Source organism: Porphyromonas sp. C0041D3 (genome assembly GCF_056590575.1).
In genome coordinates this window covers 92,097-106,572 of the sequence record NZ_JBWPWJ010000004.1, presented here as the reverse complement: position 1 = coordinate 106,572, position 14,476 = coordinate 92,097, and the positions used below count along the sequence as shown (strand labels likewise).

The following is a 14,476-nucleotide window of genomic DNA, read 5'->3' as shown; positions in this document are numbered from 1 at the left end:
CGCAGGTGACAAAGTAGTAGAAAAAAGCCTAAAAGTCAAGATTATTTCGCTACATTTGCCGACGAGTAAGTCTAAGCCTACTCCGTACTCCACGGCAGAGGTGTAGCGGAAGACAGGAACGACCACCAAAGGACTAAGAGACAACAGTTTTATATGGAGTGTAGGATCGGAAAAGTGACCGCCATCCGCCCCACAGAGGTTGAGGTAGAGGTGTTACAGATGTCGGCGTGCTCATCGTGCCATGCACGGGGAGCCTGTACGGCATCGGATATGCGCATGCGGACAGTTACGATCACGCGAGATATCCCGGTGGGGCTCTCGGTGGGCGATCCCGTGCAGATCATCGCCGATGACCCTAAGGTCCTCCAAGCCTCAGCCTACGCCTATATGATCCCGCTGTTGCTGATCATCCTCGAGGCGGTGCTACTCCCCAAGTACTTCGGAGTCGGGGAGATGGCACTTATCGGGGTGATCCTTGCCACTGTGGCGCTCTATGCTGTACTCCTATGGGTGCTTCGCGATCACTTCAAGCGCATCTTTACTTTCCGCATCCGACCACTGAGAGGGACGCACGACTGAGTTCATTCTTCACGAGACAGTTTTGTCCGGTAATCATATTCATCCATGATTTTCACTATTCTATTTCTAGCCCTGGCAGCAGCGATCATCGCCCTGCTGATCTATTGGGTAATGACTTCCTTTAAGGTCGAGGAGGACCCTCGCATTGAGGAGGTGCATGAAGCGCTCCCGGGCGCCAATTGCGGTAACTGTGGCTATCCCGGCTGCGCCTCCTTTGCCAAGGCCTGCGTAGAGCATGAGACCCTCGATGGTCTCTTCTGCACCGTAGGGGGAAATGCGGTGATGCAGGACGTGGCCGACATACTCGGTCGCACAGTCGAGGAGCAGGATCCCCTCATCGCTGTCGTCCGCTGCAATGGCACCTGCGAAGCACGCCCCAGAGTCAATATCTTTGACGGCGTCAAGAGCTGTGCCGTCGCCCACTCCCTCTATGGTGGCGAGACCCTCTGTACCTATGGCTGTCTGGGATGTGGCGACTGCGTGAGCGTCTGCGACTTCGATGCCATCCACATGAACCCCGCCACCGGTCTCCCCGAGGTCGATGAGGACAAGTGTACCTCCTGCGGTCAGTGCGTCAAGGCCTGCCCCCGCAATATCATCGAGCTACGGAAGAAAGGAAAGAAAAACCGCCGCATCTTCGTCTCCTGCGTCAATAAGGATAAGGGAGCGATCAATAAGAAGATCTGTGCCAATGCCTGCATTGGCTGCGGTAAGTGCTTCAAGGAGTGCAAGTTTGATGCCATCACGATCAGCGACAACCTCTCCTACATCGACCATACCAAGTGCCGTCTCTGTCGCAAGTGCGTAGAGGTATGCCCCACGGGCGCGATTCACGAGATCAACTTCCCCGCGCGTAAGCCCAAGGTGGAGAAGGCTGTCGAGGAGAAGGCGGTGACCACCCCAGCGGAGACCCCTGCCGAGGCCTAATTTCCCCTTTTCCCTCAACCTCAGAAGTAAGTACAGACTACATAATATGTTCCTGAAGACATTTTCAAAGGGCGGCGTACACCCGGAGGAGAATAAGATCTCTCACGACTCTCCCATCCAGGTACAGCCTATCCCTAAGACCGTATCCATCCTGCTCGGTCAGCACATCGGCAAGCCCGCCACTCCGGTGGTAAGCCGTGGCGACGAGGTCAAGGTGGGTACCCTAATTGCCAAGGCGGACGGCTTCGTCTCAGCCAACATCCACTCCTCCGTCTCCGGTAAGGTCAAGAAGATCGAGACCATCCTCGATGCCTCCGGATACCAGAAGCCCTGCATCACCATTCAGTGTGATGGCGAGGACATATGGGAGGAGACCATCGACCGCACCCCCGAGATCGTGCGCGACATCAAGCTGTCGAGCGAGGAGATCATTCAGCGCATCGCTGAGTGCGGCATCGTAGGTATGGGTGGTGCCACCTTCCCCACCAACGTCAAGCTTATGCCACCCAAGGACGCCACCCCCGAGTGCGTCATCATCAATGGCGCCGAGTGTGAGCCGTACCTCACCGCCGACCACCGGACCATGCTGGAGCGGGGCGAGGAGGTGCTGATCGGACTGCAGATCCTGATGAAGTCCGTAGGCGTCACCAAGGGCTACGTAGCGATAGAGAATAATAAGCGCGATGCGATCGACAAGCTCACACAGCTCGCCTCCACTATGCCCGGTATCGAGATCGTCCCGATGAAGGTGAAGTATCCCCAGGGTGGTGAGAAGCAGCTGATCGACACGGTGCTCAAGCGTCGCGTCGCCTCAGGTAAGCTCCCCGTCACCGAGGGTGCCATCGTACAGAACGTCGGTACTGCCCTCGCTGTCTATGAGGCGGTACAGAAGCATAAGCCCCTCGTGGAGCGCGTCGTGACCGTAACCGGCAAGGCGGTGAAGAACCCCTGCAACCTCCTTGTCCGTATCGGTACCCCTCTTAGCGAGCTCATCGAGACCGCCGGTGGCATGCCCCGCTCCACTGCCAAGTTAGTGAGCGGTGGTCCGATGATGGGTAAGGCAGTATACTCCGATGAGATCCCTGTTGCTAAGGGGACCAGTGGCGTGCTGATGCTGCTCGAGGAGGACACAAAGCGCCGCCCGATGCGCAATTGCATCCGCTGCGCCAAGTGCGTCGGAGCCTGCCCTATGGGTCTCAATCCCGCCTTCCTCATGCGCGACACCGTATATAGGGACTGGGATGCACTGGAGGCAAACCATGTCTACGACTGCATTGAGTGTGGCAGCTGTAGCTTCATCTGCCCCGCCAATCGTCCCCTCCTCGACCATATCCGTATGGGCAAGGGGCGCGTCATGGCCATCCGTCGCGCACGTAAGTAAGAGTCATCACTTGATTTTGAGATAACAGCATCCCATGTCTGATACTACAGCTAAGTTACTCGTCTCCCCGTCGCCCCACGTCCACATACACGACTCTATCGAGCGTAATATGTATGACGTGATCATCGCGCTTATCCCGGCGCTGATCGCCTCGGTCATCTTCTTCGGCTGGGCACCTCTCGGTCTGACGGTGACGTCGATCGTTGCATCGATGTTCTTCGAGTGGTTCATCACTCGCTTCGTTATGGGGAAGGAGGAGCTCACCATCACCGATGGCTCCGCCATTATCACCGGCTTCCTCTTGGCACTCAATGTCCCCGCCAGTCTCCCGATCTGGATCCTCCTCATCGGTGACTTCGCAGCCATTGCGCTGGCCAAGATGCCCTTTGGTGGTCTGGGGAATAATATCTTCAATCCCGCCATCCTCGGTCGTGTCTTCCTGCTGGTCTCTTTCCCTAAGCAGATGACCATCTACCCACCGGCACACCAGATCCTAGCCACCGGCACCGATGCCACCACTGGAGCGACACCACTGGCGATTGCCAAGGGAGTACTCGCCGGCTCGCCCGACTACAGCCTCGACATGCTTCCCTCAGCGACGGAGATGTTCCTTGGACAGCTCTCCGGATCCTTTGGTGAGGTCTCTGCCATCGCCCTGCTGATAGGTTTCGTCTACCTCCTCCTCCGTAAGGTGATCACCTGGCACATCCCTGTCTCGATCCTCTGCACCGCATTCGTCTTCTCCGGCATTATGTGGCTGATTGACCCGACTATGTACATGAGTCCTGTCCTGCAGCTGATGACCGGTGGTATGCTCATCGGAGCGATCTTTATGGCTACCGACTACGTCACCTCTCCTATGAGTAAGGGCGGTCAGATCCTCTACGGAGTGATGATCGGACTGATCACTATGGTGATCCGCTTCTGGGGCTCCTACCCCGAGGGTATGTCCTTTGCCATCCTCTTTATGAATGGCTTCACACCGATGATCAATCAGTACATCAAGCCTCGCTTATTCCGCAAGTGAACCGCTTATCACACAGAGTATCATGAAGAAGCTATCATCCACTCTACCTCATATGCTGATCTGCCTCGTGCTCGTATGCTCGGTGGCAGGAGGTCTCCTCGCATTCATCAATAGCCAGACCTCAGAGGTGATCGCCCAGCAGATCATCAATACCACCCTCGACGGCATCAAGGCAGTTGCCCCGGAGTACGACAACGATCCGTACAAGGAGCAATTCAAGGTCGCCGTCGATGGTGACAGCCTCACTATTTATCCCGCCACCAAGGGTGGCGAGATCGTGGGCTATGCCGTCGAGTCAACGTCGCACAATGGATTCAGCGGCGACGTCCGTATCCTCGTCGGCATCGACATCGACAATAACCTCATCGACTACACCGTCCTGGAGCAAAATGAGACCCCTGGACTGGGAGCTCATGTGACTCACTGGTTCCACAGCGAGGATCACCCCTCCAGCGATGTCCGCGGCAAGTCCCTCACTGAGCCGCTTAAGGTGACCAAGGATAATGGCACCGTCGATGCCATCACCGCCGCCACCATCACCAGCCGCGCCTTCCTCGATGCGGTGAATAAGGCAATGCGTGGCGTACAGTCCATTGATGAAGCGACCTGTCACTCAGCCGAGTCTGTCGGCGAGACTGCCGAGCCGACAGAGGTAGACAGAGACCTGCTCCTACCTCTTCTCCCTGAGCATGACAATGATCCCGTCGCCGAGCAGAGCGTCATCACCGATGCCACCGGCTACAGCTACACCATCTATCCCGCCACTAGGGGAGGCATCTGGCAGGGAGCGGCTATCACCACTTCCTCAGAGAGTGGGTACAATGGTCCCATGCTCTTTATCGCTGCACTGGATGCCGGCAACCACCTCATCGACTACGCCGTCCTCCAAGAGTCGGAGAGCGAGCAGCTTGGTGGTCAGGTGGCACAGTGGTTTAGGGACAATGGTCACCCCAAGTCCGACATTCGCGGACGCTCTCTTGAGACCCCGCTCAAGGTTACTCAGGACGGAGGAGACATCGATGCCATCAGTGGCGCCACGGTGACGAGCCGTGCATTCCTCGATGCCATCAGTCGCACAGCCGCCATCGCCACTCAGGCTCGCACTGCTTACGAGAACGCTGAAAATTGATTTCGACATGAATAAAGGTAAAGTATTCCTCAACGGATTCATCACAGAGAACCCCATCCTCGTCTCTCTCCTCGGTATGTGTGCCACCCTCGGCACCTCCTCGAGTGCTGAGACCGGTATGGGTATGGGACTGGCGACCACCTTTGTGCTCGTCTGCTCCAACGTCGTCATCTCGCTCCTCAAGAGCGTCATCCCCGACGGCGTGCGCATCCCGGCATTCATCGTCGTGATCGCTGCCTTCACCACGATCGTCCAGATGGTAGTGCAGGCCTATGCCCCCGCCCTCTACGATGCCCTCGGCATCTTCCTCCCCCTGATCGTTGTCAATTGTATCGTCCTCGGCCGTGCGGAGTCCTTCGCCTCCAAGAATGGCGTTGCAGACTCCCTCATTGACGGTCTCGGCTCCGGACTGGGCTTCACCTTCGTCCTGACGCTCCTCGGATGCTTCCGGGAGATCCTCGGGTCCGGCAAGCTCTTCGGCATGGAGATCTTCTCCGCCGACTACGGCACGCTCGTCTTCGTCCTTGCGCCCGGAGGATTTATTGTCCTTGGGTATATGATCGCTGCCAATAACATCATTATGGAGAGGCGAAAGAAGAGTGCCGAGCGCCGCGAGCGTGAGGCTGCTGAGCGTGAGCTCCTCAAGGATCAGCCTCACGAGACGCCTATGGCTGCCAAGGAGGGTGTATAAGTCTCATCATCGAGTAAGTCATATAGAGTAAGACATGGAGTATTTAGTCATACTTATCGGCGCAATATTTGTCAATAATATTGTCTTTGCCCAGTTCCTCGGTATCTGCCCCTTCCTCGGTGTGTCGAAGAAGCTCGATACTGCCCTCGGTATGGGTGCTGCCGTCACTTTCGTGATGGTGCTCGCCGTGCTGGTCACCTTCGGTCTACAGAAGGGGATCCTCGACCCGAATAACCTCAGCTACCTGCAGAATGTCGTCTTCATCCTCGTCATCGCCGCACTTGTGCAGATGCTCGAGTCAGTCCTCAAGAAGGTCTCCCCGGCACTCTTCCAGGCTCTCGGGATCTACCTCCCGCTGATCACCACCAATTGCGTCATCCTCGGTGTCGCCATCCTCGTGATCCAGAAGGACTACAACCTCTCTCAGGCAATGATGTACGCCTTCTCGACCGGTATCGGCTACACGATTGCGATCTCGCTCTTTGCGACGATCCGCGAACAGCTCGCCAAGACCGCACTCCCCAAGGCGATGCAGGGCATCCCCGCAGCGCTTCTCGTCGCCGGCATGCTGTCGCTTGCCTTCATGGGCTTCACCGGAGTGGTATAAGGACTAAGGTCTAAGACCTCTCCCCTCAAAATAGTGCCGGGGCTTGCTCTCAGCGTGAGAGCAAGCCCCGGCATTTTTTTATACCCGAGTCGGAGAGCGCCAGACTGATCCGGAGGTCTCAGAGATGCTACTATACCAACTCCACAGGAGAAGGGTATCTCATAGTGTCTTCCCGGGGCTCTTTTGGTCTCCTTCCGACTGAAAACATCGACTATTCGACACTCCATCCCCTGAGCCTTGATCCCAATAAACAAAACGCCCGAGCCGCAGGCATTCTCTGCTGCGTGCTTAGTACGCGGGCACCCGGTCAGGGACTTCATCCCGAGCGTATCACAGCTGTCCGATTGGCTTCTATGAGATCCCGATGCATCACGGCTCATTTTACGGGGTGGCGTGAGCTTTCCTACCAAAATATTGGCTACCTTTGTGCTATAGAGCGCAGGAACTATAAGCAAACCTATGACACAAGAGACAATACTGGTAACTGGCGGTACGGGATTCATCGGATCCCACACCACCGTGGAGCTTCAGGAGGCAGGGTATGAGGTGGTCATCGTCGACAACCTCTCCAACTCTGACGAGTCGGTCCTCGACGGGATCGATCGGATCACCGGACGGAGACCGAAGTTCTACAAGGCCGACTGCAACGACCTCGAGGCGATGAGACAGGTCTATGAGGATAATCCAGGTATCGCTGGAGTGATCCACTTTGCTGCCAGCAAGGCAGTGGGTGAGTCGGTCGAGAAGCCACTGCTCTACTACCGCAACAACATCGTCTCACTCATCAATCAGCTGACACTTATGACGGAGTACGGGACGAGAGGGATCGTCTTCTCCTCCTCCTGCACCGTCTATGGTCAGCCGGAGAAGCTCCCCGTGGACGAGTCGGCACCCTTTATGCCCGCCACCTCGCCCTACGGCAATACGAAGCAGATCAATGAGGAGATCCTCCGCGACACGATCCACTCCGGTGTACCCTTCAAGGCAATCAGCCTGAGGTACTTCAATCCTATCGGGGCCCATCCATCGGCTCACATCGGTGAGGAGCCCCGGGGTGTCCCCGCCAACCTCATCCCCTACATCACCCAGGCGGCTGCCGGCATCCGCAAGGAGCTGACCGTCTTCGGAGACGACTACCCCACCCCCGATGGCACCTGCATCCGCGACTACATCCACGTCGTTGACCTTGCCAAGGCACACGTCGCTGCGATCGACAGGATGCTCCACAAGGACAGTGAGAGCTACGAGTACTACAACATCGGCACCGGGAAGGGGGAGAGCGTGCTGGAGCTGATCACCGCCTTTGAGCGGGCTACGGGTGTCAAGGTTCCCTACAAGATCGGACCACGTCGTGAGGGAGACATCGTCGCCGTATGGGCAGATCCTAAGAAGGCGAATGACTACCTCGGCTGGCGGGCTGAGTCCACGATAGAGGACTCTCTCCGAAGTGCCTGGAAGTGGCAGGAGCAGATCCTCAAGAGGGAGCAGAAGTAATAGCAAACTATCTAATAGAAATAATACCACCCCTAACAGTACAATGGACAAGAACGAATTTGGGATCTTCTCCGGACAGAAGAGCATGAACCTCGCTGAGCAGATCTGCTCCAGCCTGAAGTGCGACCTCGGAAAATTCAAGTACGAGCGCTTCGCCGACGGAGAGTTCTCCGGAAGCTTTGAGGAGTCAATCCGTGGCAAGGACACCTACATCGTGCAGTCGACCTTTGCCCCGGCCGACAACCTGATGGAGCTACTCCTTATGGTCGATGCCGCCAAGCGCGCCAGTGCTCACTACATCGCCGCCGTGATCCCCTACTTCGGCTGGGCTCGACAGGACCGCAAGGATAAGCCGCGTGTCTCCATCGGTGCCAAGTTAGTCGCTGACCTCCTGCAGGCTGCAGGCATCTCGCGCCTGATCACCATGGATCTCCATGCGGACCAGATCCAGGGATTCTTCAACGTCCCCGTAGACCACCTCTACGCCTCCAATATCTTCCTCGACTATATCCGGAAGAATATTGATCTCAAAAACCTCGTCATCGCCACCCCTGATGTCGGCGGTACGAAGCGCGCCAATACCTACGCTCACGCCCTCGGTGTGCCGATGGTCATCTGCCACAAGCTCCGCCTCAAGGCCAACGTCGTCGCCGAGATGCGCATCATCGGTGACGTGGAGGATAAGGATGTACTCCTCGTGGACGATATCGTCGATACCGCCGGCACCATCACCAAGGCTGCCAACCTGATGATGGACCACGGAGCTCGCTCGGTGCGCGCTATGTGCTCACACGCCGTGATGAGTGATCCAGCTACAGAGCGTGTGGAGCAGAGCGCTCTCAAGGAGCTGGTGGTGACCGACTCTATCCCCTACACCAAGAAGTGCGATAAGGTGAAGGTACTCTCCATTGCACCGATGTTTGCCGAGGCTATCCGCCGCGTCGAGACCCACGAGTCGATCAGCAGCCTCTATGGTCTCTGATCAGCAGTGACTGACCTTTCTATAAGCAAAGGCACTGAGCTCACCCCGGAGTCGATCACTCCAGCTGAGCTCAGTGCCTTCCGTATAGGACTGCTGCGCTGGTACGACAAGCACGGCAGGGAGCTCCCGTGGCGTGGCACGAGGGATCCCTACCGGATATGGGTGTCAGAGATCATCCTCCAGCAGACGCAGACGGTGCAGGGGTGGGACTACTACCTTAGGTTTATAGACCGACTGCCGGATGTGAAGAGTCTCGCTGAGGCACCCGAGGACGAGCTAATGCTCCTCTGGCAGGGGCTGGGCTACTACTCGCGGGCACACAATATGCAGCACGCTGCCCGACAGATCATGGAGCAGTATGGTGGCGTCTTCCCCCGTGAGGAGCGGGAGGTGGCAGCCCTCAAGGGCGTAGGTCCCTACACCACCGCAGCGATCATGAGCATCGCCTATGACTACCCTCTGGCTGTCGTGGACGGTAATGTCTACCGCGTTCTGAGCCGCTACTTAGCGACCGGCACGCCTATAGACACCACCCCAGGTCAGCGGTACTACCGCGAGATGGCGGGGCTGTTTCTCGAGAGAGAGCAACCCGGGCGATACAATCAGGCAATGATGGATCTGGGAGCGACCATCTGCACACCGAAGAACCCCATCTGCGCCACTTGCCCCCTCGGAGGCACCTGCCGGTCGAGAGGGACGGAGCTGGTCGACCTCCTTCCCATCAAGTCACACAAGACCATGGTGAGAGAGCTGTGGATAGAGTACTTCCTGCTCCTCCACCGGGGACAGATAGCAATCCGCCGAAGAGATAGCCGGCGCGGGATCTGGAAGGGTCTCTACGAGCTGCCCGGAGTGGTCACGGAGAGAGAGCCGACCGCCCTGCCCACTCCTCCGGACGGCTGGGAGATCATAGAGACCCTGCCCCTCAAGGACCATCGACTAAGCCACCGGCTCCTCCACCTGAGAGTACACGTCTGCAGCTCGTTGGGCGATACCGATCCCACCTACCCCGATGGGACTGAGCAGATCCCCCTCTCGGACCATGGTACGATCGCTTTCCCTAAGCCCCTTCGTCACTTCCTCGACCACTACACCGGGGGCAACCGTATCCTCTAGCACACTAATTCTCAGATATCTACCTCTTGACCAACCCACTAAGGACGGTCTACTAAGTCGCTTCTTACTAAGACGCTTCTTAGTAGACCGCTCTTAGTAGGTGAGACTATGGTATAGCATCTATGAAAAAAGAAGAGCACCCAAGCACATGGTGCGGAGACAAGAGCGGGGGCGTGTCGGTGTGACACGCCCCCGCTCATAGTAGTAATGGTATGTGGATTACTTGATGTTGGGGTTAAGCTCGCTCCACTTATCGACAGAGGGGATGAGACCCATCTTGATGATATTGTCGATCTGGTCCTGGAGGTGCTTGTAGGAGGCATCGAGCTCCTTCATCTCCTCGTCAGTGGCATGCTCGATCGGCTTGATGTGAGCGCCATTACGATCGAGGACAGTCTCCCAGGCCATCATGACGTGATCGTAGCGGTCGTTGGAGACATAGGTGCCGACAGGCCAGCGGAAGGCAGGACCGCCCATGGCTGCACCGATCATCTCGATAGAGAGCTGTGCAGGGCTCTGGAAGGAAGAGCGACCACGGAGCTTGATGATATTGGCACCGCCCTTGATGACACGCTGGCGGAGCTCAGCCCACTGCTCGTCAGTCAGCTTGTCCGTACCGATAAGCTCAGAGAGAGGCTTGCCGTCCACCTTGACGCTACTGCCAAAGACAGCCATCTGCTCACCGTGACCACCGTAGGTGCGGGCACCGGTCACCTCGTGCTGCAGGACACCGAAGTGCTTAGCGAGCTCGCTCTGGAGACGAGTGCTGTCGAGACCGGCAAGCGTAGTCACCTGAGAGGGCTTCAGACCGGAGTGGAGGAGAGCGATGATACCGGTGATGTCAGCGGGATTGAAGATGATGGTCAGATGCTCCAGGTCGGGGCAGTACTTGCGGATGTTCTCACCCAGCTGCTTAGCGATCTCGCCATTGCCGCTGATCAGGTCCTCACGGGTCATGCCTGCCTTGCGGGGGGCGCCACCCGAGCTGACGATGTACTTAGCACCGGTGAAGGCCTCCTTCACGTCGGTGGTGTAGTGGATGTTCATCCCGTCGAAGCCACAGTGGCGCAGCTCCTCGTAGACGCCCTCCAGCCCCGGCTCATATACGTCGAAGAGGCAGAGGTTTGGGGTAAGACGCATGACAGACGCGATCTGCGCCATATTGGAGCCGATCATACCGGCAGCTCCTACGATAACCAACTTGTCGTTACTAACGAAGTCCATAAATAATGTATTGAAGTGATACGTGTTACTTGTCTATCTGTTTCGTATGCAAATCTAATCAAATACTTAAATAATTCCTCATATTAGTCCAAGTATTTTATGATGCTTGCTCCGACCGGCTTGCCAAGCCATTTCGCTACCTTTGTAAGGTCAAGAAAAAAGAAAGAGAGATGAAGATTTCGGACAAAATCATCAGCGGATACCGGATCACCGAGGCGGCCGAGCTGCTGTCAGTCATCGAGGAGACCCCCCGGGAAGAGCTCTACGAGGAGTGCCACCGGATCACCCGCCGGCTCTGCGGGGATGGATTTGACACCTGCGCCATCATCAATGATAAGAATGGTCGCTGCCCGGAGGACTGCAAGTGGTGCGCCCAGAGCGCACGGCACCACACAGAGATCGATCCCTATGGGGTGCTACCGACCGAGGTGGTGGTCGCTGCTGAGGCTAAGAATAGAGAGCATGGCGTGCGGCGATTCTCCATCGTATCGAGCGGAAAGCGCCCCACGGAGGGAGAGATGCTGAGGTATGAGGAGCAGTTGAGGGCAATGAGAGCAGGCGGAGCGAAGCATCTCTGCGCCTCGCTCGGACTCTGCACGGAGGAGCAGCTCAGGCGACTGCGGGAGGCGGGCTTGGAGACCTACCACTGCAATATGGAGAGCTCGCCCGGCTACTTCGGCACCGTCTGCACCACCCATCCGCAGTCCGCTAAGGAGGAGACGATCGCTGCAGCAAAGCGGGTCGGGCTGAAGGTCTGCAGCGGGGGCATCGTTGGTATGGGGGAGACGCGCGAGGACAGGGTCGACTTTGCCCTCCACCAGGCGGAGCTGGGCGTGGGGAGCATACCGATCAACTTCCTCCACCCGATACCCGGCACGCCGCTCGGGGAGAGGAGCTTCATCTCGCCGGAGGAGGTGCTGGAGACGATCTGCATCTTCCGTCTCGCCTGTCCGACCGCCTTCCTCCGCTACAGCGGGGGGCGTGCCCTACTCTCCCCGGAGACAGAGCGTATGGGTCTCTATGTGGGGATCAACTCCGCCATCACCGGCGGACTGCTGACGACAGTCGCCTCGGTGGTATCGCGCGACAGGGAGCTCTTCCACAGCGCCGGGTACGACACCACTCAGGAGACAGAGTGGGAGAACGGCTGACAAGCCCTTCTGTGGAGCGTAGATAAGTGTCTGATATTCGAGCCAAAAGTCGTCACTCTCTCAGAGGCAAATCTAATACCGATATTAGACGCGACTAATATCGGTATTAGAGAATCCTTTTACCGGTATTAGATTGGGCGTTGCAATCCTATGCATTAATCCGTGGCAAGGTGCTAAGTAAAAAATTGACGAAAAAGATTATCTTTGTCTCATAGGGAAACAAGAAACTCAACTGCTATGACGAAGGGACTTATCCCCGAGTGGGCTCCTCAGGATGCGGTCTTGCTGGCGTGGCCGGACGAGACGATGGACTGGGCTGACAATCTCGCTGAGATCCGCAGCTGCTACCTGCTGATGGTACGCGCACTACTGGACTACGTGCCGGTGATCCTACTCGCTCAGGATACGGCGAGCGTGCCGCTACGGGGCGACTACCCCCATCGGCTGACAGTGCAGGAGATGCCACTCAATGACACCTGGGTGCGCGACTATGCGCCGCTCCCCGTCAGCAACGACCGTGGCGAGCGGGCGGTAGTGGACTATGCTTTTAATGCCTGGGGGCTTAAGTTTCCCGCCGACAGGGACAACCAGGTGGCATCCAAGCTCCCTATTTTCACTAAAGACATCAAGCGGATCACCCGTCACGACTATGTCCTTGAGGGCGGTGCCGTGGAGAGCAACGGAGAGGGACTGATCCTCTCCACCTCGTCTGTCCTGCTGGACCCCAATCGAAATCTCGGTCGAGGTGAGGCAGGTGTACAAGCCATCACCGAGCCGATCCGGGAGGCCCTGCATGCGGACCGGGTGGATATGCTGGAGGTCTCTCCCCTTGAGGGCGACGACACCGACGGACACATCGACACGCTCGCCCGCTTCTGCGACGACGAGACCATCGTCTACGCCTCCTGCACCGACGAGGGGCACCCGGACTACCATACCCTCCGTAAGCTCGGTGAGGAGCTTCACCAGCTCTATGGCGAGAGGTATCGCTTGGTCGCACTGCCGACGCCCGAGGTGAAGAGAGACACGGATGGATCCGCCATGCCGGCAAGCTATGCCAACTTCCTCATCACCAATCGTGTCATCCTCGCCCCCACCTACCGAGACAGGGCGGACGATGAGGCCCTATCGACACTACGTGACCTCTTCCCGGAGCGGAAGGTCGTGCCGGTGGACGCTATCCCGCTGATCCGTCAGCACGGTTCGATCCACTGCGCCACGATGCAGTTTCCCGAGGGATTTATTGACGAAGAATACAAGTGACTATGCGTACCGCCCTTATCCAACAGCACAATACCGGCGACCTCCGGGACAATCGTCTCCGCCTCGGTGAGAAGATCCGATCTGCAGCGGCAGATGGGGCCGAGCTCATCGTACTGCAGGAGCTGCACGACGGGCTCTACTTCTGCCAGATGGAGGATGTCGACCTTTTTGACCTCGCTGAGCCGATCCCTGGTCCGGCGACAGACTTCTATGGTCAGCTGGCACAGGAGCTCGGAGTGGTGATTGTCACCTCGCTCTTTGAAAAGCGGGCACCGGGACTGTACCACAATACCGCTGTCGTGCTGGAGCGCGACGGCAGCATCGCGGGTGTCTACCGCAAGATGCACATCCCGGACGACCCGGGATACTACGAGAAGTTTTACTTCACCCCGGGAGACCTCGGCTTCCACCCCATAGAGACCTCCGTAGGGCGACTTGGGCTACTGGTCTGCTGGGATCAGTGGTACCCCGAGGCTGCCCGACTGATGGCGCTCGCTGGAGCTGAGCTACTGATCTACCCCACCGCCATCGGCTACGACGACCGAGACGACCGGGAGGAGCAGGAGCGACAGCGCTCCGCCTGGCAGCTGGTGATGCGCGGTCACGCAGTCGCCAACGGTCTCCCCGTCATCGCTGTCAATCGTGTCGGGCGGGAGCCGGCGCCCGGTGATGACCCCGAGGCGGGCATTACCTTCTGGGGCAGCTCCTTCGCTGCCGGACCTCAGGGCGAGATGCTCACTGAGCTTCCCCTCACCGAGGAGGCGACGGAGATCATCGACATAGACCTCAAGCGATGCGAATTGGTTCGCCGCTGGTGGCCCTTCCTCCGCGATCGGCGGATCGACCACTACGACGACCTGACGAGACGCTATCGCGACCCCTTTTGACACTCACCTTCTTACCCC

Annotated in this window: 14 protein-coding genes; 13 read left to right on the top strand and 1 reads right to left on the bottom strand. The window is 57.7% G+C overall.

Annotated features, from left to right (window positions below):
* Positions 1-153: 153 nt before the first annotated feature.
* From AC1EKE_RS04235 to mutY, 10 genes are all read left to right on the top strand, one after another.
* Positions 154-579: a SoxR reducing system RseC family protein gene (locus AC1EKE_RS04235; RefSeq protein WP_480308364.1), complete on the top strand. Its 426-nt coding sequence runs from the start codon at positions 154-156 to the stop codon at positions 577-579.
* Between the two features lie 45 nt (positions 580-624).
* Complete coding sequence (locus AC1EKE_RS04230) at positions 625-1,506, top strand: Fe-S cluster domain-containing protein (RefSeq protein ID WP_480308362.1); 882 nt, start codon at positions 625-627, stop codon at positions 1,504-1,506.
* Positions 1,507-1,552: 46 nt separating this feature from the next.
* Entirely contained in the window at positions 1,553-2,887 is a 1,335-nt protein-coding gene (gene rsxC, locus AC1EKE_RS04225) for an electron transport complex subunit RsxC (protein ID WP_480308360.1), read from the top strand.
* A gap of 34 nt (positions 2,888-2,921) precedes the next feature.
* Complete coding sequence (locus tag AC1EKE_RS04220; RefSeq protein ID WP_296160482.1) at positions 2,922-3,914, top strand: RnfABCDGE type electron transport complex subunit D; 993 nt, start codon at positions 2,922-2,924, stop codon at positions 3,912-3,914.
* Between the two features lie 22 nt (positions 3,915-3,936).
* Entirely contained in the window at positions 3,937-5,043 is a 1,107-nt protein-coding gene (locus AC1EKE_RS04215; protein ID WP_296160484.1) for an FMN-binding protein, read from the top strand.
* A gap of 7 nt (positions 5,044-5,050) precedes the next feature.
* On the top strand, positions 5,051-5,734 hold the full coding sequence (rsxE, locus tag AC1EKE_RS04210; protein ID WP_480308357.1) for an electron transport complex subunit RsxE: 684 nt from the start codon (positions 5,051-5,053) through the stop codon (positions 5,732-5,734).
* Between the two features lie 34 nt (positions 5,735-5,768).
* Positions 5,769-6,341 carry an electron transport complex protein RnfA gene (locus AC1EKE_RS04205; protein ID WP_296160506.1) on the top strand — a complete coding sequence of 191 codons (573 nt, stop codon included), beginning with the start codon at positions 5,769-5,771 and terminating at the stop codon, positions 6,339-6,341.
* 459 nt (positions 6,342-6,800) lie between these two features.
* Positions 6,801-7,835, top strand: a complete 1,035-nt coding sequence (gene galE, locus AC1EKE_RS04200) for a UDP-glucose 4-epimerase GalE (RefSeq protein WP_480308355.1) — start codon at positions 6,801-6,803, stop codon at positions 7,833-7,835.
* 43 nt (positions 7,836-7,878) lie between these two features.
* Positions 7,879-8,817, top strand: a complete 939-nt coding sequence (locus tag AC1EKE_RS04195; RefSeq protein WP_296119797.1) for a ribose-phosphate pyrophosphokinase — start codon at positions 7,879-7,881, stop codon at positions 8,815-8,817.
* A 6-nt stretch (positions 8,818-8,823) separates the two neighbouring features.
* Complete coding sequence (gene mutY, locus AC1EKE_RS04190; RefSeq protein ID WP_480308353.1) at positions 8,824-9,933, top strand: A/G-specific adenine glycosylase; 1,110 nt, start codon at positions 8,824-8,826, stop codon at positions 9,931-9,933.
* Between the two features lie 219 nt (positions 9,934-10,152).
* Here mutY and AC1EKE_RS04185 read toward each other — a convergent pair whose 3' ends face one another.
* Complete coding sequence (locus AC1EKE_RS04185) at positions 10,153-11,157, bottom strand: malate dehydrogenase (RefSeq protein WP_070466114.1); 1,005 nt, start codon at positions 11,155-11,157, stop codon at positions 10,153-10,155.
* Positions 11,158-11,327: 170 nt separating this feature from the next.
* On the opposite strand from AC1EKE_RS04185, the gene bioB reads away from it, so the two are divergent.
* The 3 genes from bioB to AC1EKE_RS04170 all read left to right on the top strand — a co-directional run bounded on the left by bioB (position 11,328) and on the right by AC1EKE_RS04170 (position 14,458).
* Entirely contained in the window at positions 11,328-12,308 is a 981-nt protein-coding gene (gene bioB / locus AC1EKE_RS04180) for a biotin synthase BioB (RefSeq protein ID WP_480308351.1), read from the top strand.
* A 237-nt stretch (positions 12,309-12,545) separates the two neighbouring features.
* Positions 12,546-13,571: an agmatine deiminase family protein gene (locus AC1EKE_RS04175; protein WP_480308349.1), complete on the top strand. Its 1,026-nt coding sequence runs from the start codon at positions 12,546-12,548 to the stop codon at positions 13,569-13,571.
* A 2-nt stretch (positions 13,572-13,573) separates the two neighbouring features.
* A complete protein-coding gene (locus AC1EKE_RS04170) occupies positions 13,574-14,458 on the top strand; it encodes a carbon-nitrogen hydrolase (protein ID WP_480308347.1) in 885 nt (294 codons plus the stop codon).
* Positions 14,459-14,476: the final 18 nt, after the last annotated feature.

Bases quoted from the DNA above. Each gene is read 5' to 3' on its own strand.
- rsxE (WP_480308357.1), top strand. From the start codon at position 5,051: ATGAATAAAGGTAAAGTATTCCTCAACGGATTCATCACAGAGAACCCC.
- AC1EKE_RS04185 (WP_070466114.1), bottom strand. From the start codon at position 11,157: ATGGACTTCGTTAGTAACGACAAGTTGGTTATCGTAGGAGCTGCCGGT.
- AC1EKE_RS04215 (WP_296160484.1), top strand. From the start codon at position 3,937: ATGAAGAAGCTATCATCCACTCTACCTCATATGCTGATCTGCCTCGTG.
- AC1EKE_RS04230 (WP_480308362.1), top strand. From the start codon at position 625: ATGATTTTCACTATTCTATTTCTAGCCCTGGCAGCAGCGATCATCGCC.
- bioB (WP_480308351.1), top strand. From the start codon at position 11,328: ATGAAGATTTCGGACAAAATCATCAGCGGATACCGGATCACCGAGGCG.
- AC1EKE_RS04220 (WP_296160482.1), top strand. From the start codon at position 2,922: ATGTCTGATACTACAGCTAAGTTACTCGTCTCCCCGTCGCCCCACGTC.
- AC1EKE_RS04235 (WP_480308364.1), top strand. From the start codon at position 154: ATGGAGTGTAGGATCGGAAAAGTGACCGCCATCCGCCCCACAGAGGTT.
- AC1EKE_RS04170 (WP_480308347.1), top strand. From the start codon at position 13,574: ATGCGTACCGCCCTTATCCAACAGCACAATACCGGCGACCTCCGGGAC.
- AC1EKE_RS04205 (WP_296160506.1), top strand. From the start codon at position 5,769: ATGGAGTATTTAGTCATACTTATCGGCGCAATATTTGTCAATAATATT.
- AC1EKE_RS04195 (WP_296119797.1), top strand. From the start codon at position 7,879: ATGGACAAGAACGAATTTGGGATCTTCTCCGGACAGAAGAGCATGAAC.
- galE (WP_480308355.1), top strand. From the start codon at position 6,801: ATGACACAAGAGACAATACTGGTAACTGGCGGTACGGGATTCATCGGA.
- rsxC (WP_480308360.1), top strand. From the start codon at position 1,553: ATGTTCCTGAAGACATTTTCAAAGGGCGGCGTACACCCGGAGGAGAAT.
- AC1EKE_RS04175 (WP_480308349.1), top strand. From the start codon at position 12,546: ATGACGAAGGGACTTATCCCCGAGTGGGCTCCTCAGGATGCGGTCTTG.